We start from the raw sequence: 23,904 nt of genomic DNA on the forward strand, positions 1-23,904 counted from the left end.
TTTGGTCAGGTAGGCAATTATGGAAAAGTTGGCGCAAGCAAATTATCGATCTCGTTATCTTATCGCTGTGGCCTTTCAGGTTGTGGTGTTGACATTTGGCGCCGTGCTGGCTCATTCAATGGGCAACATTGTTCTGATGATTTTGGCGGCGGCCATTCCTTGGTTGGTGCTTCCGTCCTATTTTTCTTCTCATACCGAGGATAGTTCCAGCAAAACCAATGTGGTTGAAAAAAATGCTCAGCAGGGCTGGACGCAAGTGGGGCATTTTTTACAAACCGCACTTCCGCGAGTAGAACAACCACTAGCGAAACAGAAAAGCGTGATTGAAGCCTCAGTCGAAACGTTGAACGACAGTTTTTTTGGTTTACAGCGCAGTTGTGAAGAACAGAGCCAGATCTCGGAAAAATTGGTGGACGATCTGCTCGCTAACCAAAACAGTGAAAATAGCATTGCACAAGTGATGCCGAGAACCGAAAAGATCATCAACCGTTATATCGATATTTTGATTAATGTGTCGGAGAAGAGTATTTCTGCGGTCCACAGCATCCACGACATGTCAGACAAACTGGACGCGGTGTTTAAGCTGCTCAATCAAGTGCGCGGACTCTCTGATCAAACCAACTTGTTAGCACTGAACGCAGCAATAGAAGCGGCGCGTGCGGGCGAACAAGGACGAGGCTTTGCCGTGGTGGCACAAGAAGTGAGAGATTTATCTGTCAAAGCGGAATCGCTGAACAATCAGATCGAACGCGAAATCAATATTGCCTTGGCGACCGTCAAACAGGCAAACCATACGGTAGGGGAAATGGCTTCGATTGATATGACCGTGGCGATTGAATCCAAAGAAGAAGTGGATGAAATGCTGCGTGGGGTGCAAAAAGTCAACAATATGGTTGAATTGCAAGTGCAGCAAATTCATGAGTTGGGCGCGCAACTGGCGCAGAAAGTGGCTTCTGGGGTTCGTGCGTTGCAATTTGCCGACATTGTGGTTCAGCAGGGCGATTTTGCCACGCAAACGATACTTAATTTGTCGTCACTCCAGCAGTTGATCAAACAGTACGCTGCCAATCAGATCAGCAGCGAAGAACTGATTGCACAGATTGAGTTGTTAGAGCAGCAAGAGCGTGGCCGCGGCGAAGGCGCTGCCAACCAAGTCAGTATTGATGAAGGTGAAGTAGAGCTGTTTTAAAAAGAAAACATGCAGATATGGGCTAGGGGAAGGCAAATATGTCAGTGATGAAAGAAGTCGATAACGCAAAAAACACGGTCACCTTAGCAATCGAAGGGGCCTTTGGATTTAACTTGGTGCAAGAGTTTAGAAACGCCTACAGCCCACATCTCAATAGTCAGTTTATTATCGACCTACGTAAAGTAGACTACATTGACAGCGCTGGCTTAGGTATGTTGCTCAACATGCAAAAACATCTCAACAGCGCCGATGGCCGAATTAAGATCATCAATACCTTGCCACAAGTGCGCAAAATTTTGTTGATCAGCCGTTTCGATAAAAAATTTCAGATTGAATAGAGAGCGGGTCGGGTATGAAGATTTATATCGTAGATGATTCTCCCAGCAATATCGAAGTGTGTAAGATGATGCTTGGCGATCTCGATGCCCGAATCAGCACCTTTAACAGTGGCCTGAATGTCATCTCAGCACTGCAAGAAGTCAATGAGCTGCCAGATGTGATTGTGCTGGATGTGATGATGCCGGAGTTGGATGGTTTTCAAACCGCGCAAATCATACGTGAAGCCTTTCCAAATCGGCATATTGCCATCATTTTTCTCACCGCTTTGGATGACCAAGAGTCGTTTGGTAAATGCTTGGCGTTCGGTGATGATTTTATCCCTAAGCCCGTTCAGAGAAATGTACTGTTAGCCAAAGTACGGGCACACGTACGTATTGCCAAAATGTACAACGAAATGGCGCAGCAGCGTTTAGAGTTGAGTCATTTTCATGAACAAGTTCGTTACGACTACACCATTGCCGAAAGCATCTTCGCCAATCTTAAACAGGAAATGGATAGCTGCTTGGAAAGTGTCTCCGGCGTGGACTATTTTTCCTCTCCTTCGACCGTGTTTAACGGTGATTTAATCATTGTCGCAAGGCGGCCTCATGGTGGCATTTATGCCATGATTGCTGATGCCACAGGACATGGTTTGCCAGCCGCTATATCTGCCATACCTGCTACACGCGCATTTAACTCTATGGCCGCGAAAGGCATGGCGCTTGGTGAGATTGTTAGCGAGATCAACAGTGCTTTGGTGAAATTTTTGCCGATGGGGATGATGTTGGCGGCGAGCTTGTTTGAAATCAGTGGTAACGGCCGTAACATTCGCTGGTGGGGTGGCGGCCTACCCGATGCGTTTTTGATTAATCACGATGGTAGTGTTGCCGAGCGGTTGACGTCTACTCACATGCCTCTTGGCGTGTTAGAAGAGCGAGAGTTTGATGCGAGTGTAATCAGCTTTGAGTTGTTAGATGGGCAATCGATCATCACTTACACCGATGGGGTGACCGAGTCGCCCAACGAAGAGGGAGAGCAATTTGGTGAAATGCGCTTACTGCGCGTCATCGAAAACGATCCCTTCGATGCGATTAAGGCACTGCAAAAAGCCGTGGCGGCGTTCTCTTGTCGTCAGCGCCATGATGACTTATCGATATTGACCCTAAGGTGTCCAGTATTGTCAAGTTCACCCGAGTGCGCTCATGGCCCATGTGAAAGCGAACTGTTGTCGCAACTACCCATCACAAGTCGCTTATCCCTCAATAAACCTCAAATCGCTTCTCACCATCTGTTACCCGACTTGCGTGAAGTATTGAAAGGCATGGTCAGTGGTGGCCCGCATCTCGACCTCATCTGCTCAGTGTTGTCTGAGCTTTTGGCGAATGCCATAGACCATGGGTTACTTGAGCTAGATTCGAAGCTCAAAGAAGACGCTGATGGATTCTTTGTCTACTACCAAGCGCGAGAACAGAAACTCGAAGAACTCGCCGAAGACGCTAACCTGATGATCGAGTTTGGCTACCAGCCAGAAAGCGCTTTACTAGCTATAATAATAGAGCATAACGGAGTAGGGTTTGATTACAGTAATCCGGTGCAAAACGTTCAAGAGAGTCAACTGCACGGTCGAGGACGAATTCTGCTCAATGAACTCTGTAAATCAGTTTCTTACAGTAATGGTGGTAAGTGCGTCATGGCAACCTACCAACTGTAAACGACGAAAGAGGTAGTTCGGCTAAGCTTTTCGCACCAATTTACAGTGTAAAAGTAATGCCAAAAAAGAGTCTAATCGTCACAAATTTGGCGTAAATTACAACGTGTTGCGCTTTAGTGATGTGAGCCTGATTATTCTCTTTTGCTGATGTTCACTCAATCGTTAATTAGTTAGACTGGTTCAAGAATTGATATTTTAGTTGTAGTAAGCGACCGTCTATATGTGGAAACTTTGCCTTTCATGGAATGAAAAGAAGACCGAGATCACCGCCAAACTGCCAGCCGCAGATTTGGGTAGTGAGCTCGTCAGAAAAGAACTGGATGCTGAACTTGTCGAAATGGAAGCGAAAGCACTGTTTCTTGATGACTCTGAAGTGGTTCGTTTCCTTAACTGTGCTCGTGAACGTAAGTCGGAAGCGTATGACGGCATCGTGATCGCTAAGCGCCTCAACGCGCAGCTTGAAGTGGAACTGACGGACAACGACATGTTAGCCAGCATGAAAGTCACTGGGGCATATGGTGGACGAGGTTTACGCGGCAACGAAATTATTCACGCACTGGCGCAAGCAAGAGTCACCAAAGGCATCAATAAGCTGGCGTTGAAAAAAGTGTTGGTGGTGAGTAACCAACTTAAAGCAGGCGAAGAATTTATTCAGCCCGTGGCACAAGGCAAACAGCCCATAAAAGGTAAAGACGCACAGTTCATTCCGCTGGTTGAAGACATCAGCAAACGCGTGCTGAAACCAGAAAAAGGCAAATCCGCGAACGCCAAAATCGATATGCGTAACCTCGGGGCTACCATCACGGTGGATAAAGGCGATGAAGTGATGCGCCGTGAACCTGCAACAAAGGGTACTCCTGGCTTTACCGTTCAAGGCAAAATTATTCCACCTCAAGCAGGCAAAGACGCGGTGCTTAAACCGGGCAAAGGCACTGAAATTGCGGCTTACGACCCCAACCTATTGATTGCTAGCCAATCAGGTATGCCGCTGATTAAAGATAAAACCATCGAAGTGGACAGCGCACTCTGTTTAAACAACGTGGGCGTTGGCACTGGACACATTAAATTCAAAGGTAATGTGGTGATCTCGGGGGATATCGAAGCTGGCATGATGGTGCGTGCCACTGGTTCCATCACCGTGGGTGGCTTTATCGAATCGGCTGATGTCCAAGCGCAAGGTGACATTGAAGTGGGTAAAGGCATTATCGGCCACACGGTCAGCGATGGAGAGCCACGCAGTTGCTCGGTCAAAACCAAAGGTAAGATTGTCGCCAACTATGCGCAGTTTAGTGAATTGCAAGCGGGCGGTAACATTGAACTGGCGGTGCACTCATTCAACAACGAGATCCGTTGTGGCCACGATTTGTTGGTGATCGACGCCAATGAAAGAAACGGCACCCTCAGTGGTGGTGTGGCCAAAGTCGGCGGCAAAGTGCGTTGTGTTCAGCTGGGTGTGGAAGGGGATACCGCGACCAAAGTGGAGGCCTTTGCCCGTTTTGGCGCCTACAAAGACAAGCTCGCTTCGCTCAAAGAGCAGTACAAAATTGCCCAAGAAGAGACGATGGATGTGATCCGCCGTGAGCTTGAATTTAAGAAAACCCCCAAATCGCAGCGTGAAGAGGGCATGGAAGAGCGTATCGCGCAGATGAAAGCAGAAAACAACGCTCAGCTTGAATCGGTGAAAGGTCAACTGGAAACGGTGGATGCTGAGTTCAACGCCTTGCTGGCACTCAACACGGTTGAAGCAACAGAAAAAGTCTTTACCCGCGTCACCGTCCAGTTTGGCGATGAACAAGTGCTGACCAAGCGCACCCACGGCGGCAGCATCTTTAGCTTCAACCAATACGAAATCAAAGTCTCCTCAACCCTAGAAGAAGAGGACGTCGCAGTGTAGCGATGTGCGAGCGAGTTGACGACTTCTCAACTCGCTCTGTTCCTGTTCGTCTTATTTCTATCCAGCATCTCTTATGATCGCACTGACGCTAGCCATTCGTGATGACTATACACCACTTCCGACCTTCTGATTTGCCAACGGACCATCAAACGTTTGTGCTCAAATCGCAACATTAACAAATCTTAATGTATCGTTAAGACTGACTAAATATGTGTTGGATTAAACTATAACCTATTAATCTAAAACGTTTTTCGGTTTACCCCCTAAACCGACATGGCTCGCATTAGTCACGCGAGCCTTATTTTTTTATCTTAAAATCAGAGCCCTATTCGATATGATACTTGTCATACATGACTATGGGGGTTGATGTGAAAATACTCATCATTGAAGACGATAAAACCACGCGAGAGTTTGTCGCAAAGGGTTTGCAAGAGCACGGATACCGTGTTGATACGGCAGAAGATGGTAAGAAAGGTTTGATGATGGCGATCAGCAGCGATTATCAACTGATCGTCCTCGATCGCATGCTCCCTTATCTTGATGGCATGAAAGTGTTGTCGGCCATTCGAGCGACAGACAGCCACATCCCCGTGCTGATTCTCAGTGCGATGGACAGCATTGAAGATCGCGTGGATGGTTTGCAAGCGGGCAGTGATGACTATCTGATCAAACCTTTTGCTTTGGCCGAGTTGATTGCACGTGTGGATATTCTGATCAATCGAATTTACCGCTCTTCGCCCCCTTCGCATACCCTGAGTTATGACTGTTTGACGGTCGACCTAAAAGCGCACAAGTTCATTTGTAACGAGAAAGAATTGCTGCTTCAGCCCAAAGAATTTCAACTGATTCAATACTTTATTGAGCACAATGAGCAAGTTGTCTCTCGCATGCGCTTATTTGAGAACATTTGGAGTTATCACTTCGACCCCAAAACAAATGTGATCGATGTGCATATCGCAAACTTAAGGCGGAAGCTGGAAGAGGCGGGTTGCCCTGAATTGCTTCATACGGTGAGAGGGTCAGGGTATGTCCTTCGCCGATAACTACACACTGACGCGCTCTTCTGTCTTCAAAACCTTGATTGGGATTTTTCTTCTGGTGGCGGTGGCAAACACCATTGTGATTCGCCAGCTCTACGTCGATTCCGATGCCTTTCATCGACAGCAACTGATCAAGCAGCTCAACGATGAAATACTCGAGTTCGATTTTGCGGCAAAGCTGGGCAAAGAAAACGTAGAGGCATTACTGCAAGCGAAGCAAACTTCCGAGACACTTTTCTATTATCGTTTAGTGGGGTCGCAGGACCCGATACTCAAAACTCACTATTATCCGATTGCTGCACTGCCAAGTGAAAAAACCAATATCCTACTCGGCGATGGTTTTCGGCTCGAAATTGGCGTGAATTCAGGGGTGCTTGAAGCGCATCGTAATTCGCTCGCGCCGATCGTCTTTTCTGGCATTATCCTTCCGGTGGCGGTGATGCTTAGTACTGCACTGTTCTTTTCCACGTTAATCTTAAAGCGGCTAGAAAAAGTCAATCACGCCATGAACCGAGTCTTGTGTGGTGAGCGGTCAGTGAAGCTTGCGGTTTCTACTAAAGATGATGAGTTTGACATCTTGGCCATTCACCTCAACTACATGATTGAACAGATGGCGACCAATGAAACCACGCTTAAATCACTCACCGTTGGTTTGGCGCACGATATGCGAACACCAATGGCACGGCTCAAACTGCGCCTAGAAGAAGTGCTGGCGCAAAATGATTTAACCGATGCCCAGCAGCTGCAGTTCTCCGCTTGTCACGATGAGTTGGAACTTATCTTGTCCTTATTTAACAGTATGTTAGAGATAGCCAAGATCAATAGTGGCCAAATAAGTATGAACAGCGAGCCACTCGAGCTAGGCAGCATAGTGAAAGATGCCATCGAGTTTATCGCGCCACTGTCAGAGCTAAAGCATCAGTCCCTCACCTTTAGGCAAGATCAGCCCTGTACCATCGCTGGCGATCGCTCGCTGCTGTTTCGTGCGGTGTTTAATGTGGTCGAAAATGCGGTGAAATACACCCCTGAGCATGGGAGCATCGAGGTGGTGGTCGATCATTTTGGCGTCGTGGTGGCGGATTCGGGGATTGGCATTGCAGAACAAGAGAAGCCTTACGTTTGCCGACCCATGTATCGCGCAGACAAAAGCCGTACAGAGCAAGGTAATGGCTTAGGACTCGCATTGGTTGAGGCGGTGCTTAGCAAGCATCAAGCGCGGCTAATTCTGCGCGATAATCATCCCGGTTTAAGAGCTCGGCTCTATTTCGCCCATTAAAAAGACCTAGCGAGGCTAGGTCTTGACCTGGTTGCTCACTGGTTTTAGTGGCTAGGCACGACGACTTGTGACAGGTCCTGATTGGTCGGAATTTGCTTCATCGCATGAGCAATCTCTTCCGCCTCTGTCCCCACTATTACTTGCAGATTGTGCTCGCCCATTCTAACCACGCCCATTGCGCCAATCGCTTTTAGCGTCGCTTCATCGGTTTTGCTCAAATCTTTAATGCTTAAACGCAGTCGTGTGATGCATGAATCAATCGACGTGAGATTGCCGTGACCGCCTAACGCTTTAAGGTATTGAGCCGCTTTTTCACTGGTGTTCACCACCACTGTTTCTGTGGGATCGGCCTCCTCGCGACCGGGTGTTTTCAGATCAAACTTGAGGATGGCAAAGCGGAACACGCTGTAGTAAATCACCGCAAAAACCAGCCCTTGAACAATCAACATGTATGGCTTCATGGCGAGGGGCAGGTTGGACGACAAAATAAAGTCAATCAAACCGCCACTGAAGGTAAAACCGGCGATCCACTGCATGCTTGCGGCGATGTAGAGCGAAAGTGCCGCCAACAAGGCGTGAATCACATAAAGCACTGGAGCAACAAACATAAAGGCAAACTCGATTGGCTCGGTCACGCCAGTCAAGATGGCAGTCAGTGCCGATGCGCCTAAAATACCGCCGACTTTTTTCTTGTTTTCGGGTTTCGCGCAGTGGTACATGGCCAAGCATGCCGCTGGTAAGCCATAACCCATGAATGGGAAGAAACCACCTTGATAAATACCCGTAACGCCAAGCTCTCCGGTGCCAGACCAGAACTTTGAGATATCATTGATGCCAACAAGGTCAAAAATAAAGACTTGATTGAGAGCGTGATGCAAACCGATTGGAATCAAAAGGCGGTTGAAGAAACCATAGATGCCGGCACCCACGGCACCAAGGTCGGAAACCGCTACCCCAAAATCGACCAATGCGCCATACACCACAGGCCAAACGTACACCATCACCAAGCTGATGGAGATGGCGGAAAGTGACGTAACGATTGGCACAAAACGTCGCCCACCGAAAAAGCCCAGCGCCGTCGGCAATTTAATGGTGTGGAAGCGGTTGTACAGTGTTGCCGCCACGATACCCATCATAATGCCAGTAAAGGCACTCACCGCCGCTTTTGAGGCGACAACTTGAGAGGCTGGCATTTGCTCCACGGGTACGCCTGTGATTTGCGAAATCACCGCCACGTTACCGACGATCATTTCAACAATTAGCAGCCCAAGTAACCCAGAGAGCGCTGCCGCACCGTTGTTATCTTTGGCAAGGCCATAGGCAACCCCAGCAGCAAACAACCATGCTTGGTTGTCCATAATGCCCTTGCCGCCGTACACCAGAATGGTAGCCAGCGCACTGTTCGCGCCCCAGCCCGCAGGATCGATGGCGTAACCAAGGCCAAGCATTAACCCCCCGGCTGGTAATACCGCTATTGGCACCATCAGCGCCTTACCCACTTTTTGTAGATACCCTAATATATTCACTGTGTTTCCCCTTTGGTTTTCCGTTATGGCCTAAGAGTAACCACAGTGAGATTAAGGCGAAGTGGAGTGCAGATTAAGAATTGTTAATGAAGTGGTGGGGAGATGAGTTGGAAGCGGACTCGCTGGAGCGTTTTGAGTGGTATCTCCATTTCACAGTGTCAACTTTGACTCAAAAACACGCTTTTGCAGCGGAAAAAAGTTTGCGGTAACGTGTTTGACCAGTGAATAAGGAGTCAACGTTTGAGACAGTTTTTTATTTTACGACATGGGCAAACCCAGTTTAATGCCGAGCAAAAATTACAAGGGCACTGTAATTCACCTTTAACGGAAAAAGGTCAGCGCCAAGCCTTGAGTGTGGGCCGAGTGTTGCAAGCCCATCTTGAGTCAGGCTCATATCGCGTCTATTCCAGTTCGTTGGGTCGAGCGTTGCAAACGGCAGAGATTGTTTGTCAGCAGCTAGGTTATGCAGCCGACGAGATCATCGTCGATGAGCGATTAAAAGAGTTTTCGTTAGGAGATTGGGAGCAAAAAACCTTGCCCGAGTTGCAAGCGATGCTACCGGATCTTCTTGATGAGGCAGATTGGTATCTGCAAGCGCCCAGCGGTGAGCGTTATGAGCAAGTACAACAACGTTTATCACAATGGTTGGACACGTTGCCAGAAACAGGACGCTTTGTGGTCGTGAGCCATGGTTTAACAGGCATTGTGCTGCGAGGTATGTTACTGGGATTGGACTACCAGCAAGTATGGCAACAAGATCTGCCTCAAGATGCGTTTTTCAAGATCGAGAAGGGTCAGGTTGAACGTGTTGATTGCCCACTTGTCGCTCTTGAGACGTTAGCGATGTCTGCTTAGTGCGTGACACAGGCTTCAGCAATCACCAACCAAAGCCCATGGCTCTGGTTGGTGTTTTTTATGTGGTGATATTACATCAAACTTAAGCTATGTCAGTTGCTTACAGCTCGTAACGTAAGCCGAAGTGGTAGTAGCTTTCATCGGCATGCGCTCCCCCAAAGGAAGTTTCTAGGCCGCTGTTGTTGCCGCGTTCGCCGTTGCGATCCACATAGCTGGTGTAAATGGAAGAGCGAGCGGTCAGCTTGTATTGCACTTCTAAGGTGGTATCGCTCAGTTCTAGCTCGTCGCCGCCACTGTTTTGCAATGAGCGATAACCCGCACGCAGCGCCCATTTGTCGCTCAGGTTATACACCGCCGTCAGCTCCGTCACTTTATCGGTACTGGTTTGTGCGTAGAAGCCTTGCAGTTCATCTTCAGAATAGAGCGCCCCGAGCATCACATCACCCAAGTAATAACGTGTGCCGACACCCCAAAAAGTGTAATCGGTGTCGTTGCCTTCACGTGCGTTACCTTTGTTTTTCTGCATCGCCACCACTGGCGCTAGGCGGCCAAAGTCCCCCATGTCGATGGTGTAACGCAGCGCGGCGTTGTAGCCGTAATCGAGCTCGGAAGTGTTGTTGCCCAGAATGTAAGCGGCAGAAACATCAAGATTGCCGAACTGATTTTGGTATTGCAATGTACCGTCTTGACGGAAAACCTGAGTGGCGGTTTTGTCCACTTTGTTGGCTTGGCGCGCCATCGAGACATCGGAAGAAGCAAACACATCGCCAATGTCAGTGAACATGATCAAGCCCGACGAGACTCGGCCACCCGTGATACGGCCATACTCTTTGGCATCAATCCCCGCCCACACATAACGCGCAGTCAGAGCCGGTTTGTCGTTCACTTGGTTGGCGTATTCTGCCGCGCCAACTTGATACTGCGCCATGCCGATCACCGACGCATGCTCGTTGATGGTTTGCGAACCACTCAAGCCAATACGGCCATCAAACTCGCCCTTGCCATCGCCATGCGTATTGTTTTTATTGGTGATGTTGAAGCCCAAACGAGAATAGAGATCGACCGTTGAGCCATCCTCTGCTTGATAAATTTCTGCCGCTAAAACGGTGTTGGAGATAAATGCCGCAGGAAGTAGCACAGAGAGAAGCGTTTTTTTCATTTTCATAACCTCAATGAGATGGGAAGTTTTCCGTTTTTCAGACACAGCAGCGCCCCTTCCGATGGTTCGAAATCTTAAAAGCGGTGTCTGTAGGGTTGGGTTAAGGAGTGCGCCCTTGAGTGCTCAAAGGCGCGGCCAGTTCATTCCTATAGGGGGAAGAATGAATTAGCTTAAATCGACGTCTTTGCTGCCAAAGAAGTAAGTGGCGAGGAAGCCGACCACGTAGGAGATGAGCAGGCCAACCACGAAGACCGCCATGCCTGCGAAGATGCCGCTGTGCGATGTCATCAGTGGGATCGCCACGATACCAGAAGGGCCAAACACGGTATTCAAACCGACAGGTAAGCCAAGATAGGAAACCAAGCCGATGAAGAAGCCACCCGCCGCGCCACCGATACAGGCCGTCACAAACGGTTTGACGCGTGGTAGGGTGACGCCGTAAATCAGTGGCTCACCGATGCCGAGAATGCCCGGAATGATCGCCCCTTTCACTTGCGTGCGCAGCACCGCGTCTTTCTTCGCTTTGAAATACAGTGCCAGTGAAGCCCCCACTTGGCCGCCGCCCGCCATCGCCAAAATAGGGAACAGTGAGTTAAAACCTTGTGCTTCCATCAGCGCAAAATAGACAGGCACAAAGCCTTGGTGGATACCAAACACCACCGAAATCAAAAACAGACCAGCAAGAATCGCCGCGCCCAGCGGGTTGTCGTTGAGGTTCAAGAACAGCCAAGACATGCCTTTGAACAGCTCACCGCCGATAGGCATGATCACCACAAACGTGACCACACCCATGATCAGCAGCGTGACCACTGAGGTAAGAATCATGTCGAGATCATCGGGCATGTATTCACGCACTTTGCGCTCTACTTGCGCACCAATGATCGCCGCCAGCAGCACGCCGATAATGTTGCCTCGCGGGTCAATGGTGTAGCCAAAGAACTCACTCATGCCCGAGTAAATGCCAGAGGTCGCATCAGGGTTGTAGCCCAGTACAAAGAGTGACGCGAGAATGGCGCCGTTCACGCCAGAGCCACCAAAGGCTTGCTGCGCGTTGTAACCAATCAAGATGCTCAGGAAGGCAAACAGCCCTTTGCCAAACACTTTCATGTAGGCGATCAGATCGAGCATAAATTGGCTTGGGGTTTGTTCCAGCACGAACATTTGTTCAAGCAGCGTAGCAAAACCAAGCAGCAAACCAGCGGCAATAAAACCGGGGATCAGCGGGGTGAAAATGGTGGCAAACTTGCTCAAAAAGCGTTGCACCGCGCTGGTCTGTTTGCTCTTCATCTGCTTTTTCTGCTCAGCGGCAACGCTGGAGAGATCGTTCGTATCGCTGGCCATGGCCTGTTCTTGCACATCGCCATTGATGACACTTTCAATCAGCTTGTTCATCAGTTCCGCCGCTTGCTGCGCTTTGCCGGGGCCAAGGATGATTTGAAATTGCTCATCGCTTTCCACCACGCCCATGACGCCGGGGATCTGCTTAATCACGGCTTGATCCGCTACGCCATTGTTGGCCAGCGTCAAGCGAAGTCGGGTCATGCAGTTGCCACATTTGCTGACATTTCTGCTGCCACCCACCGCAGCCAGCAGCTGCGAGATCATTGTTTGGGTTATCTTTGCCATAACGGTCTCCTTGAAACCTCAATGGTTACTTGTCGTTCAGCGCAGCGCGGATAAAACCGTTGTGCTGCTGTAATTTTGTTTTAGCTTGCTCGGCATCCAGGCCAGAAAGAATCATTAAAATCGCGGTTTTGCAGTGGCGATCGCATGCTTTGAGCGCTTCTTCTGCTTCTTCTGCGCACACGCCAGTGGCTTCCACCACGATGTTGGTTTGGCGTTGGATCAGCTTGGCGTTGGTCGCTTCCACATCCACCATCAAGTTGCCAAACACTTTGCCACTGCGGATCATCGCGCCAGAGGTCAGCATGTTGAGCACCAGTTTTTGCGCCGTGCCTGCTTTCATGCGAGAAGAGCCTGTTACCACTTCTGGGCCCACCACGGGCAAAATGGCGATTTGTGCCGCATCGGCCATTGGGCAAACCGGATTACAGGCGATCGACACCGTTGTTGCGCCAATTAAGGTTGCGTATTCCAAACCGCCCAACACATAAGGTGTGCGTCCGCTTGCGGCAATGCCGACCACCACATCGTTGGCTGTTAGGTTGAGTGATTTGAGATCGTTTTGTGCTAGCTCTCGGTTGTCTTCGGCATTTTCCACCGCTTTTAGAATGGCGGTGTGGCCACCGGCAATCAGGCCAACCACGAGCTCTGCTGGAGTGCCGTAAGTGGGTGGGCACTCACTGGCATCAAGAATGCCTAAGCGACCCGAGGTACCTGCGCCCATGTAAATTAAACGGCCACCGTGGGCAAACGCATGCGTGATGGCATCCACCGCTTGGGCGATGTGCGGCAAAACCGCTTCTACCGCCAGCGCGACTTTCTGATCTTCTTGATTGATGACTCTGAGCATCTCGACGGTGGACAGGGTATCAATCTCTGCACTGGCTGGGTTGCGGCTTTCTGTAACCAAACGGCTTAAATCAATTTTCATGACGGACATTTCTCGATAATAGGTTTTGAACTGAGGGCGATTCTATGGAATAAAATATTCAGTTTTGGTGATAAAAATCACACTTAAGGTTATTCTTTAGGCAGATGAACTCTGGAATAATGGGTCTAAGCAAAGCGCTAAAATAACCGTAATTGAAAGAAAAGTTGCTTTTAATTAGTGGGTTGCTGCTTTCGGTTTTTATTTCTTGTTTGGAATAATTTATTTAAACTTTTTTGAGGTTTTACTGTGTCTGTTATCAATAAAATCGTCGCAAGGCGAACTCAGTTGTCGCAAAGTGGCCGAGTGATTGGCGATTGGATTGTAGAAAATGCTGAAAAAGCGGCGCAATTGACCAGTCAAGAGCTGGCAGAGCAGGCACAAGTGAGCCAATCGAGTATCGTCAAGTTTACTCAGCGACTCGGCTTTAAAGGTTACAGCGCGTTTAAGCTCGCCCTGACGGAAGAAATTGGCCGCAAACAAGCGATGCAGGCCACGCCGTTGCACAGCGATATTCTGGCCGATGATCCGCTGGCGGTGATTGCGCAAAAGCTGATTAAAGCCAAAACCGACGCGATGTTTCAAACCACCAATGCGCTCTCTTATGAAGCGTGCCATCAGGCGGTGCAGTGGTTGAGTGAGGCAAGGCGCGTGCAGATCGTCGGTATTGGGGGTTCTGCGCTAACGGCGAAAGACCTCAGTTATAAGCTGCTTAAATTGGGCATCACCACCTTGGCCGAGCAAGACAGCCATGTGCAGATCGCGGTGGCGCGCACTTTGAGCGAACAAGATGTGCAAATTGCCATTTCATTCTCAGGAGAGCGCAAAGAGATCTTGGTGGCGGCCGAAGCAGCCAAAGAGCAGGGGGCGAAAGTGATTGCGCTCAGCTCACCGAAAAAAAGCCGGTTGCGCCAAATTGCCGATATGACCTTCGACACCATCGCCGATGAAACCGAGCATCGCAGCTCGGCGATTGCCTCACGCAGCGCGCAAAACGTCATCACCGATTTGCTGTTTATCATTCTGGTGCAACTGCGTGATGAGAGCGCCAGGCAGATGATCAGTGACATCTCCTTTGACATTCGGCAGATTTTGTAGCGAAGGCTCTCTGCTTGCTTAGGGGATGAGTAGGCGAACTACTCCCCTTTTTGTGAGTAGACAAGCTCGCCTTGTAAAAAGGTCATTAAGATCTCGCTTCGTTTAATTTCGTCAATCGGCAACTGGGTGATGTTGTCAGATAAAATCACCAAATCGGCGTATTTTCCTACGCGTATCGAACCGGTGATATCATCGAGCCCTAAACTCTTAGCCGCATTGATGGTGTAAGCCTCAATCGCGTGGTTGATGTTGGGTAAGCCGGTGTTGCCCATCGTTAAGCTGTTGGCAATGCCAACCAAGGGATTGATATCGTGAACATTCCAATCACTGCTTAATGTGACGTTGGCACCTGAGGTAAACAGCGCGTTGAGATTCATTAAGGCTTTGGTTCGTTTTAGACCTAGAAACGCTTCTGCCCATTGATGATCGTGGTAGGCGACGTAATCGGAACCCACTTGAAAATCTGCCGTGACATTGAGCTTCTTAAATCGCGGAATATCTTTCTGATCCACCAGTTCAACATGGGTTAATGTGTAGGCGTGAGTTGAGTTTTGCTGGCGTATCTGTTCTATCGCATTTAACGATTCACGCACCGCGCCGTCACCAATCGCATGAATGTGCGCGCCATAGCCTATTGCACTTAACGCACTGAGCCACTGTGGCATTGCTTGAGGCGCTATGTAATTGAGGCCGTAGGGCGCATCCGACAAGTAAGATTGTAGGTAAGGGGCAAGAAGCTTGGCGGTACCATTGACCAAGATGCCGTCACTGTACATTTTTACCTGATCGACGATGAGCCGTTGCTCCCTATCTTGGGATTGAATGCCTTTTAGGTAGGCTAATTGTGTTTCCATGCTGTCGGTGGGGTATATCCAAGGGCGCAGCGAAACTCGCGCCGTGAGGTCACCATTTTGTTGGGCTTCTTTCCACACTTCATACCAACCGAGTTTCCAGTACAGTCGTCCATCACCTATGGTGGTGATGCCATGCGCTGCCGCTTCCGCTAAGCCAGACATTAGCCCTTGATAGCTGCGCTCAAACTTATCATTCAGGCTGTTCCAAGCGCGCTCCATCACGAGATCGCCAGCATTATCCAGCAAGATACCATTGAGTTCTCCAGTGATGGGATCTTTGAGGTATTTTCCGCCTTGTGGCTCGGGGCTGTGCTGGGTGATCCCCGCCAGTTTGAGAGCCTGAGAGTTCACCCACATCGAGTGAGAGGTCTGCTCCATCAAAATGACTGGGCGATTAGGAAAAATCTGATCAAGCGCTTGCAGGGGTGTTTGTTCGTTTTCTTCTGCAAGTAGAGCGTCAATAGAGAAGCCGTAGCCAATTAGCCACGAACTGCCGGGATTGTGCCGCTTGCACTGTTTTAATTGGCGTATACTGTTTTCTAGGTCAGCGTTGGCATTGAGTTCACAATCACCGCCTACTTCAGAGGCCGCTTCAAACACATGATTATGATTGTCGATAAAGCCGGGCATGACATAAGCCTGATGCAGGTCGATTTTTTCCGTCTGAGCGTCAATAAACCTTTGTAACTGTTGCTGTTTGCCTATCGCAATTATTTTACCCTGCGCGATGGCGATGCTGTCAGCTTGTGGATGACCATAAACTTCAGCGTTGATCAATAGCGTCTCTGCTGGCGATGACGCCAAGGTCGAGAAAGAGAGAATCACACTAATCGCGGCTGCATGGCGTGAGAAAGAGGGCATGGAAATTCTCCAAACGGTGTTGTTGCTATCCCTGTCTTACTTGACGTGGTCGCGCGGTTGGCTAGGTTCGTTCAACTTCGCGCAATCTGACGGCCTTCTTAAGTCGTGGGTATAGTATGGAAAAGATTTGCGGAAGAGTCTAAAAGCATTCGTTTGGCATGCGAAGTCGGGGTGTTGAGAAAAAGGAGCCTGCGCGCTTTTTGGCTCGCTTTCTCCTTGCGAGACCCGACAATAACTCCTATCATGACGCGGTTTTTCTCTTCTTTGGATGCTTTTATGCTCAAATCGTCTCTTTCGCCTTCCTCTTCCAATCTGGTTCTTAGCATTCTTGATTTGGTTTTGAATGAAGGTTCGCCTCTGGATAGAGCCTATTCTCGCCACTTCTCTGAGTTGAATTTGATCAGCGCAGAGCAAGCACGTATTACCATGGTGACCGGCGATGTGCTGCGCCGCCTCAACCTATACTGCTTTTTGGCCGATATCGATGCGTCGAACATCAGCCGCGAGAGCATGCGTTTGATTCACATTTGGCATAAATTCCACGGCTTAGCTCTGCCAAAAACCAATTACGCAGAAGCGATTGAAGACGATTTTTTCCAAGCAAAAATGGAAGAAGCCAAAGCGCAACCCGCCCTGTGGGATGGTTGTCCTGAGTGGCTTGATGTGTTGGGTGAGCGAGAGCTTGGTGAACTTTGGGCAGCAGAGCGTAGCGCACTGGCGAAACCGGCTAAGCGTTACTTACGCGTTAACTTGCTCAAGTGTGACCGTGATGATCTCGCCAAACGTTTGAACAAAGAAGGCGTGAGCACCGTGCCTGTTGAGGGTGTGGAAAGTGCGCTGGAAGTGACGTCAAACTCGGCCCTATTTAAGACGCAATCTTTTGCCGACGGTTGGTTTGAGCAGCAAGATGCTGGCTCGCAAAAAGTCGCGGCGGCATTGGACGTCAAACCGGGCATGCGCGTGATCGATGCGTGTGCGGGCGCAGGGGGCAAAACCTTGCACTTGGCCGCGATGATGGCAGGTAAAGGCCGTTTGCTGGCGATGGATGTTGAAGAGTGGAAGCTGAACAACCTCAAAGAGCGCGCGCGTCGTGCTGGTGCACATAACGTCGAAACCCGTTTGATCACCAGCAGCAAGACCATCAAGCGTTTGAAGCTGTCGGCGGATCGCGTGTTGCTCGATGTGCCGTGTTCAGGCCTTGGCGTTCTCAAACGTAACCCAGATGCCAAATGGCGTGACACCGAAGAGCGTTTGCCAGTATTGATGGAGCTGCAAGCCCACATTTTGGCTAGCTACAGCCGTATGGTGAAAGTGGGTGGCATGTTGGTTTACGCGACGTGCTCCATCATGCCGTGTGAAAACCGTGGTCAGGTGGATGCGTTCTTAGCGGCGAACCCGCATTTCCGTTTGATCGATGATGAAAACATCACCCCAGCCAACTCAGGTTTTGATGGCTTCTACTTAGCGCGTTTAGAGCGCATCGCAGAATAATCTAGCGATTTTCCCACCTTAAAAAAGCCAGAATCGATATTCTGGCTTTTTTTATTGGAACGAGCGAAGCGCCTGTGGCGAAGCTTGATCAGCTGAATGAATGGTAACAGCCTGCTTACGTCGCCATTGCGCAAAGCGTGACTGGGCACCCGACTCTTCTCTTTAGGGCGAGATTCTCCTCATTTCAGGAGGGGAAATGTGCGATAGTGCGCAGCAGAAAATGCTCGTTGTGAACGTTGGAAGATACGAAATGAATAGAACTGAAAAGCAAAAAATGTTGGCTGGAGAACCTTACAATGCGTGGGATGAAGAGCTGTATGGGCTGCGAATTGAGTGTCGTAAAACCTTGCAGCGATTGAACAATGCGATCCCTGATAGCACCGAATGGCGAGAAGCCATCGACCAGTTGATCCCCCAATCGCAAGGTGCCTATCTTGAACCGCCGTTTCGTTGTGACTACGGCGAAAACATCACTTTGGGCAAAAACTTCTACGCCAACTTTAACTGCGTGGTGTTGGACGTTGCTCCTGTGGTGATTGGCGATAATGTGCTGTTTGCCCCCAACGTGCAAATATACACGGCGGGTCATCCGCTGGACGTAAAAAGCCGCGTGGAAGAGGGCATTGAGTTTGGCACGCCGATTACCATTGGCAACAATGTGTGGCTCGGTGGCGGCGTGATTGTTTGCCCAGGCGTGACGATTGGCGATAACAGCGTCATCGGCGCAGGCTCGGTGGTCACCAAAGATGTGCCTGCCAATGTGGTTGCGGCGGGCAATCCGTGTCGTGTGATTCGGACGTTGGACGCCACGATTTAATAAACAACTTTTGTTGGTTGATAAAAAATTTTTATCAAAATTCTCCCTTGAACTCTCTCTAACTGACCCTATTTTTTTCTGCGAGAGCGCTGGATAGCCTCTCGCCAGAATTTGATCTATCAACCTGTCTTTTATCTTTTTGAGAATTAAGTAGGAGGCAATCTCAATGAACATTCGTCCTTTAAATGACAAGCTGATTGTTGAACGACAAGAAGTGGAAAACAAATCTGAAGGGGGAATCGTTTTAACCTCTCAATCGGTTAAAAAATCCAATCGCGGCAAAGTGATCGCCGCTGGCCTAGGTAAACGTCTTGAAAATGGTGAACGCGCATCGATGGAAGTCAAAGTCGGTGATGTGGTGATTTTTAATGACGGCTATGGCGTGAAAACAGAAAAAATGGATGGGAAAGAGTACTTGATCCTGTCTGAATCTGATGTGTTAGCCATCGTTGAGTAATGCATTTTAGTTGTGGTGAAAAGAGGAGAATATCATGGCTGCAAAAGATGTTTTATTTGCAAATGACGCACGTCAAAAGATGCTGAAAGGGGTCAACCTACTGGCTGATGCAGTGAAAGTGACACTGGGTCCCAAAGGTCGCAATGTCGTGCTGGATAAGTCATATGGCGCGCCAAGCATCACTAAAGATGGTGTTTCTGTCGCCAAAGCCATTGAATTAAAAGACAAGTTCGAAAACATGGGCGCACAAATGGTGAAACAAGTGGCGTCCAAAGCCAATGACGAAGCCGGGGATGGCACCACCACCGCAACCGTGTTGGCTCAAGCCTTGATCAACGAAGGGTTGAAAGCCGTTGCGGCTGGTATGAACCCAATGGATCTCAAACGCGGGATCGACAAAGCGGTTGATTCAGCGGTCGAGAAATTACGTGCGATGGCTCAACCATGCAGCGACAAAGAATCGATCACACAAGTGGGTTCTATCTCTGCCAACAGCGATCGTGCGATCGGTGACATCATTGCCGAAGCGATGGAAAAAGTGGGTCGCAACGGTGTGATTACCGTGGAAGAGGGCCAAGGTCTTAGCAACGAACTCTCTGTCGTCGAGGGGATGCAATTTGACCGTGGCTATTTGTCGCCCTACTTCATCACCAACCAAGATTCTGGTGCGGTCGAGCTCGATAACCCTTATATCTTGTTGGTGGATAAGAAAGTCAGCAGCATTCGCGAGTTGCTTCCTGTGTTGGAGTCGGTAGCGAAAGCCTCCCGTTCACTGCTGATCATCGCAGAAGATATTGATGGTGAAGCGTTGGCAACGCTGGTGGTAAACAACCTACGCGGCATTGTGCGTGCTGCGGCGGTGAAAGCCCCTGGCTTTGGTGATAACCGCAAAGCGATGTTGGAAGACATTGCCGTGCTCACTGCTGGTACTGTGATTTCGGAAGAGATTGGCCTAGAGCTTGAAAAAGCGACAATTGAACAGTTGGGCAGTGCGAAGAAAGTTACCATTACCAAGGACACCACAACGATTGTTGGTGGTGCGGCGCAAGAAAGTGCTATCCGCGATCGTGTGGCGACCATTGAAAAGCAGATCGAAAATACCACGTCAAGCTACGACAAAGAGAAACTTCAGCAGCGCATTGCCAAGCTTTCTGGTGGTGTGGCCGTGATTAAGATCGGCGCGGCAACCGAAGTGGAAATGAAAGAGAAGAAAGACCGTGTGGATGACGCTTTGCATGCGACTCGTGCAGCGGTTGAAGAAGGTATTGTCGCAGGTGGTGGCGTGGCATTGACTAAGATTGCCAGCGAGCTTGCGGATCTGAAAGGTGAGAATGACGACCAAAATGTGGGGATTCGTGTGGCGCTACGTGCCATGGAAGAACCACTGCGTCAGATTGCCATCAACGCAGGTGATGAAGGTTCGGTGGTTGCCAACGCCGTTAAAGCGGGTGACGCTCACTATGGCTACAACGCCGCGACTGGCGAGTATGGCAACATGATCGAAATGGGTATTTTGGATCCAGCGAAAGTCACGCGTTCTGCGTTGCAATACGCTGCGTCTGTCGCCGGCTTGATGATCACCACCGAAGCGATGATCACCGATCACGTCGCAGACACATCGTCTGAAATCTAGTGAGACTTTGGCGGGCAAACGCCCGCCAAATTGGATGAGGTTGATGTTATGACACGTTTGCCATCATTGTCGTTTTCAGTGCGTGAGACGGGAAAAGCTTGCTCAAATACCGATTGGCCAAGTGTGATCTGTTTTCCCAGCGTCACTAAAGGTTATCCGGAGTTTTCTATTAAGAAGGGGCTAGCAAAACCAGTCAGAGTGGTGGTGTTCACCATTGATGTCTCTCAACTGATGCGAGCTGGTGAACGCGTTATCCATTAACGCCTCTCTTGGTTCTCTGTGTTTCCCCTCTCTTTTTTGGCCGCAAACCACGCGGCCTTTTTTATTCTCACAAACGCGTTACCCAGTGTGCAACGCGTTCGCCAAGGTATTGAGCGGTAGCTAAATCGCTCGGGTGCGCTTGGCCTTTCATACCTTGTGCCACGACACCACTTTGTTGTCCAAGTCGGTTTAACCCTTGCGGACTAAAGCCGCCTGCCACATCTAAGTTGACCCACAACATACCGTGTTGGCCTGCGAGGGTGGTTAAGTATTGAAGGGTGCTGGATTGGTCACCGTTGTAACCCCCACCGCTGGTAAACCCTGCTGCCAGTTTATTGGCCCAGCGTTGATCGGCCCAGAATTCGCTACTGGCATCGGCAAAGGCTTTAAATTGGGCGGAAACGCCACCCATGTAGGTTGGCGAGCCAAAGATAATCGCGTCGCAGCTAAGGAGCGCTTCAAACAGTTCTGGGTGTTCAAAACGACCTTCAATAATAGCGGCCCCCTCAATGCGGTGTTCGACGACCTGCACATCTTGCGCGTGAATGCCTGCGATGATGGCTTGAGCGAGTTGGTGGGTGATGTCGGTTTTGCTGAAATAAACAACGGCGATTTTCTTCAAAATATGCTCCTTAGTCGCGGATATTCATGGCTTGCTATGTTCAAGTGGCGCAAGGTTAATTCCTCAAGTTAACTTGAGGTCAAGAGGCGGGAGCGAATTTTTGCAGATAAAAAAACGCCCTGAACAGGTTCTGGTCAGGGCGTTGGTAGTGAGAGGGAGTGATGGTTAGCTGACTGCGCGAACTTTGCCTTGTTTGAGATCACTCAGCACTTGCGCTTTTGGACCATCGGCAATCACGCTGCCTTTTTCCATCACGATTACGCGGTCGACCACGTCCAGCATCGAGGTTTTATGGGTGATCAAAATCAGCGTTTCACTCGGTTTGAGCTGAGAAAGCTGATATTTGATCTGCATTTCAGAGCGGTTATCCATTGCGCTAGTGGGCTCATCCATCAGCAACACAGGTGGTCTGCCAAGGAAGGCACGAGCGATGGACACCGCTTGACGCTGGCCACCTGAGAGCATGGCGCCGCCTTCACCAACTTGGCGCTCTAGGCCAGCAGGATCGGCTTGGGTGAACGTGGTGACCCCAGCGCGGTTTGCAGCATCAAGCACATCACGGTCATCCACAAGAGGTCGGCCTAAGGTGATGTTTTCGCGAATGGTGCCAAAAAACAGATTGCTGTCTTGCGGTACACAGCCGATGTTGCGGCGGATATCGACATGATGGAGCTGTTGAATGTCGGTATCGTCAATGCGTACGTGCCCGGCGGTGGGTTGATAAAGACCCATGATCAGTCGCTCTAACGTGGTTTTGCCTGAGCCAATTCTGCCAATGATCGCCACTTTTTCACCTGGGTTGATGGTGATGCTCAAATCACGAATGGAGGCGACGGGGGCATCTGGGTAGTGGAAGGTGACGCGATCCAGTTCCACTTTGCCTTGCACCATAGGGCGGTGAATGTAGCGTTTGCCTTCTTCCTGCTCGTCGGGCATTTCCATCACTTGGTTAATGATGGTCATGGAGGATTTGGCTTGATTATAACGAGTCGAAAGCAGTGAAAGCTGAACCAGTGGACCAATCGCTTTGCCACTGAGCATCGTGGCCGCAATCAAGCCACCCATGGTAAGGTCACCGTTCGAAATCAAATAAACGCCTAAAATAATCATCGCCACGTTGGCACTTTGCTGCACAAAACCTGCGGCATTTTGGATGCTGTCGGTGAGTCGGCGAGTCTTGATGTTCCAGTTAGCCATGTGTGCGACCGCTTCTTCCCAGCGGTATTGGAACTGGCCTTGCGCGCTAAACAGTTTCACGGTTTCCAAACCTGCTAAGCTCTCAATCAGGTTGGCGTATTTCTGCGATGCCAAGCGTGAACCTTCTTCAATTGAGCGGCGCAGCGGACCTTGGATCAGCGCAGAGTGAATCATCAAAATCACCACGCCTGCGATCGGCACATACACTAAATCGCCAGCCATCAGCCAGATAAGCAGGAGGAAGAGTAAGGCAAACGGCAAATCAATCAGCGCGCTGACGGTGGCCGAGGTAAAGAACTCGCGAATGGATTCAAACTCTTGCAAGTGACGCGCAAATGCTCCGACGGACGTTGGTTTGGATTCCATTCGAATGCCCATCACTTTGCTAAACAACTTCGATGAGATGAGAATGTCGGATTTTTTCCCCGCCACATCGATGAAGTAATTGCGCAGCATTTTGAGGATGAAGTCGAATAGGAAGACGACAAAGATCCCGCTCGCCAACACCCATAGCGTTTCAAACGCGAGGTTCGGCACCACTTTGTCATAGACAATACGGGTAAACATCGGCGCGGCGATGGCAAATAAGTTGATCAGGATAGAGGCGATCAGCACATCACGATAGATGTGTTTGGACTGCCATAACGTTGACCAAAACCAGTGCCCTTCGCGTGTTTTGAGAATCTCTGGTGAGCGTTCATCGTAACGAAACTGCTTTTTCACCAAGAAATAACGCCCAGTGTATTGCTGTTTCAGTTCTTCAAGAGGGATGAGAACGGGCACCATACCACTTTCGAGCGTAGTGATTTCTGCTTCACCAGCCTCTTTATTGACGCTGTTAAGAACGCAGGAATCACCTCCTTTCAATAGTAAAATCGCTGGGAGCACTAACGTGGAGATATCGTCTAACTCGGCACGATTCTCTTTAGCTACCAGTCCGGCACGCTCTGCGGAACGAGGCAGGAGAAACGGTGTCAGTTTGCCATCCGCCAGCGGAAGCCCATTAATCAGCGCTTCCGGTGAGTTCGCTAAGCCATAATAACGACTGACGTAAATCAGCGAGTTTAACAATGGATCTTTCATGAGATAACCTT

General features: G+C 49.6%; 20 protein-coding genes. 13 read left to right on the forward strand and 7 right to left on the reverse strand.

What is annotated here, in order from left to right:
* Positions 1 to 19: 19 nt before the first annotated feature.
* From FC652_RS20775 to FC652_RS05650, 6 genes are all read left to right on the forward strand, one after another.
* On the forward strand, positions 20 to 1,189 hold the full coding sequence (locus FC652_RS20775; protein ID WP_176297828.1) for a methyl-accepting chemotaxis protein: 1,170 nt from the start codon (positions 20 to 22) through the stop codon (positions 1,187 to 1,189).
* A 38-nt stretch (positions 1,190 to 1,227) separates the two neighbouring features.
* Entirely contained in the window at positions 1,228 to 1,527 is a 300-nt protein-coding gene (locus FC652_RS05630) for an STAS domain-containing protein (protein ID WP_176297829.1), read from the forward strand.
* Between the two features lie 14 nt (positions 1,528 to 1,541).
* On the forward strand, positions 1,542 to 3,218 hold the full coding sequence (locus FC652_RS05635) for a fused response regulator/phosphatase (RefSeq protein WP_176297830.1): 1,677 nt from the start codon (positions 1,542 to 1,544) through the stop codon (positions 3,216 to 3,218).
* 220 nt (positions 3,219 to 3,438) lie between these two features.
* Positions 3,439 to 5,112 (forward strand): DUF342 domain-containing protein, encoded by a 1,674-nt coding sequence (locus tag FC652_RS05640; protein WP_176297831.1) that lies wholly within the window; start codon positions 3,439 to 3,441, stop codon positions 5,110 to 5,112.
* Between the two features lie 368 nt (positions 5,113 to 5,480).
* Positions 5,481 to 6,155, forward strand: coding sequence for a response regulator transcription factor (locus FC652_RS05645; protein ID WP_176297832.1), 675 nt, complete (start codon positions 5,481 to 5,483; stop codon positions 6,153 to 6,155).
* Complete coding sequence (locus tag FC652_RS05650; protein WP_176297833.1) at positions 6,139 to 7,428, forward strand: HAMP domain-containing sensor histidine kinase; 1,290 nt, start codon at positions 6,139 to 6,141, stop codon at positions 7,426 to 7,428. The genes FC652_RS05645 and FC652_RS05650 overlap by 17 nt, the downstream gene beginning before the upstream one ends.
* Before the next feature lie 44 nt (positions 7,429 to 7,472).
* Here FC652_RS05650 and nagE read toward each other — a convergent pair whose 3' ends face one another.
* A complete protein-coding gene (nagE, locus tag FC652_RS05655; RefSeq protein WP_176297834.1) occupies positions 7,473 to 8,954 on the reverse strand; it encodes an N-acetylglucosamine-specific PTS transporter subunit IIBC in 1,482 nt (493 codons plus the stop codon).
* Between the two features lie 240 nt (positions 8,955 to 9,194).
* Between nagE and FC652_RS05660 the strand changes: the two genes are divergently transcribed.
* Positions 9,195 to 9,809: a histidine phosphatase family protein gene (locus tag FC652_RS05660; protein ID WP_176297835.1), complete on the forward strand. Its 615-nt coding sequence runs from the start codon at positions 9,195 to 9,197 to the stop codon at positions 9,807 to 9,809.
* A 100-nt stretch (positions 9,810 to 9,909) separates the two neighbouring features.
* Here FC652_RS05660 and FC652_RS05665 read toward each other — a convergent pair whose 3' ends face one another.
* The 3 genes from FC652_RS05665 to murQ form a co-directional block, all read right to left on the reverse strand.
* Complete coding sequence (locus FC652_RS05665) at positions 9,910 to 10,968, reverse strand: porin (RefSeq protein ID WP_176297836.1); 1,059 nt, start codon at positions 10,966 to 10,968, stop codon at positions 9,910 to 9,912.
* A gap of 165 nt (positions 10,969 to 11,133) precedes the next feature.
* Positions 11,134 to 12,594: a PTS N-acetylmuramic acid transporter subunit IIBC gene (gene murP, locus FC652_RS05670; protein ID WP_176297837.1), complete on the reverse strand. Its 1,461-nt coding sequence runs from the start codon at positions 12,592 to 12,594 to the stop codon at positions 11,134 to 11,136.
* Between the two features lie 25 nt (positions 12,595 to 12,619).
* Positions 12,620 to 13,522 (reverse strand): N-acetylmuramic acid 6-phosphate etherase, encoded by a 903-nt coding sequence (gene murQ / locus FC652_RS05675; protein WP_026130983.1) that lies wholly within the window; start codon positions 13,520 to 13,522, stop codon positions 12,620 to 12,622.
* A gap of 246 nt (positions 13,523 to 13,768) precedes the next feature.
* On the opposite strand from murQ, the gene FC652_RS05680 reads away from it, so the two are divergent.
* On the forward strand, positions 13,769 to 14,617 hold the full coding sequence (locus tag FC652_RS05680) for an SIS domain-containing protein (protein WP_172572632.1): 849 nt from the start codon (positions 13,769 to 13,771) through the stop codon (positions 14,615 to 14,617).
* Positions 14,618 to 14,655: 38 nt separating this feature from the next.
* Here the strand turns inward: FC652_RS05680 and FC652_RS05685 are convergent, their stop codons facing one another.
* Positions 14,656 to 16,332 (reverse strand): amidohydrolase, encoded by a 1,677-nt coding sequence (locus FC652_RS05685; protein WP_176297838.1) that lies wholly within the window; start codon positions 16,330 to 16,332, stop codon positions 14,656 to 14,658.
* Positions 16,333 to 16,608: 276 nt separating this feature from the next.
* On the opposite strand from FC652_RS05685, the gene FC652_RS05690 reads away from it, so the two are divergent.
* The 5 genes from FC652_RS05690 to FC652_RS05710 all read left to right on the forward strand — a co-directional run bounded on the left by FC652_RS05690 (position 16,609) and on the right by FC652_RS05710 (position 20,991).
* Entirely contained in the window at positions 16,609 to 17,823 is a 1,215-nt protein-coding gene (locus FC652_RS05690) for an RsmB/NOP family class I SAM-dependent RNA methyltransferase (RefSeq protein WP_176297839.1), read from the forward strand.
* Between the two features lie 250 nt (positions 17,824 to 18,073).
* Positions 18,074 to 18,640 carry a sugar O-acetyltransferase gene (locus tag FC652_RS05695; protein ID WP_176297840.1) on the forward strand — a complete coding sequence of 189 codons (567 nt, stop codon included), beginning with the start codon at positions 18,074 to 18,076 and terminating at the stop codon, positions 18,638 to 18,640.
* Positions 18,641 to 18,806: 166 nt separating this feature from the next.
* Positions 18,807 to 19,097 carry a co-chaperone GroES gene (locus FC652_RS05700; RefSeq protein ID WP_011082031.1) on the forward strand — a complete coding sequence of 97 codons (291 nt, stop codon included), beginning with the start codon at positions 18,807 to 18,809 and terminating at the stop codon, positions 19,095 to 19,097.
* A 34-nt stretch (positions 19,098 to 19,131) separates the two neighbouring features.
* Positions 19,132 to 20,730, forward strand: coding sequence for a chaperonin GroEL (gene groL / locus FC652_RS05705; protein WP_176297841.1), 1,599 nt, complete (start codon positions 19,132 to 19,134; stop codon positions 20,728 to 20,730).
* Positions 20,731 to 20,778: 48 nt separating this feature from the next.
* Positions 20,779 to 20,991 (forward strand): hypothetical protein, encoded by a 213-nt coding sequence (locus tag FC652_RS05710; RefSeq protein WP_176297842.1) that lies wholly within the window; start codon positions 20,779 to 20,781, stop codon positions 20,989 to 20,991.
* Positions 20,992 to 21,058: 67 nt separating this feature from the next.
* On the opposite strand, the gene FC652_RS05715 is transcribed toward FC652_RS05710, so the two are convergent.
* On the reverse strand, positions 21,059 to 21,613 hold the full coding sequence (locus FC652_RS05715; RefSeq protein ID WP_176297843.1) for a flavodoxin family protein: 555 nt from the start codon (positions 21,611 to 21,613) through the stop codon (positions 21,059 to 21,061).
* Between the two features lie 165 nt (positions 21,614 to 21,778).
* Complete coding sequence (locus FC652_RS05720; RefSeq protein WP_176297844.1) at positions 21,779 to 23,893, reverse strand: type I secretion system permease/ATPase; 2,115 nt, start codon at positions 23,891 to 23,893, stop codon at positions 21,779 to 21,781.
* Positions 23,894 to 23,904 lie beyond the last annotated feature (11 nt).

The organism is Vibrio sp. 05-20-BW147, from assembly GCF_013369385.1.
GTDB lineage: Bacteria > Pseudomonadota > Gammaproteobacteria > Enterobacterales > Vibrionaceae > Vibrio > Vibrio floridensis.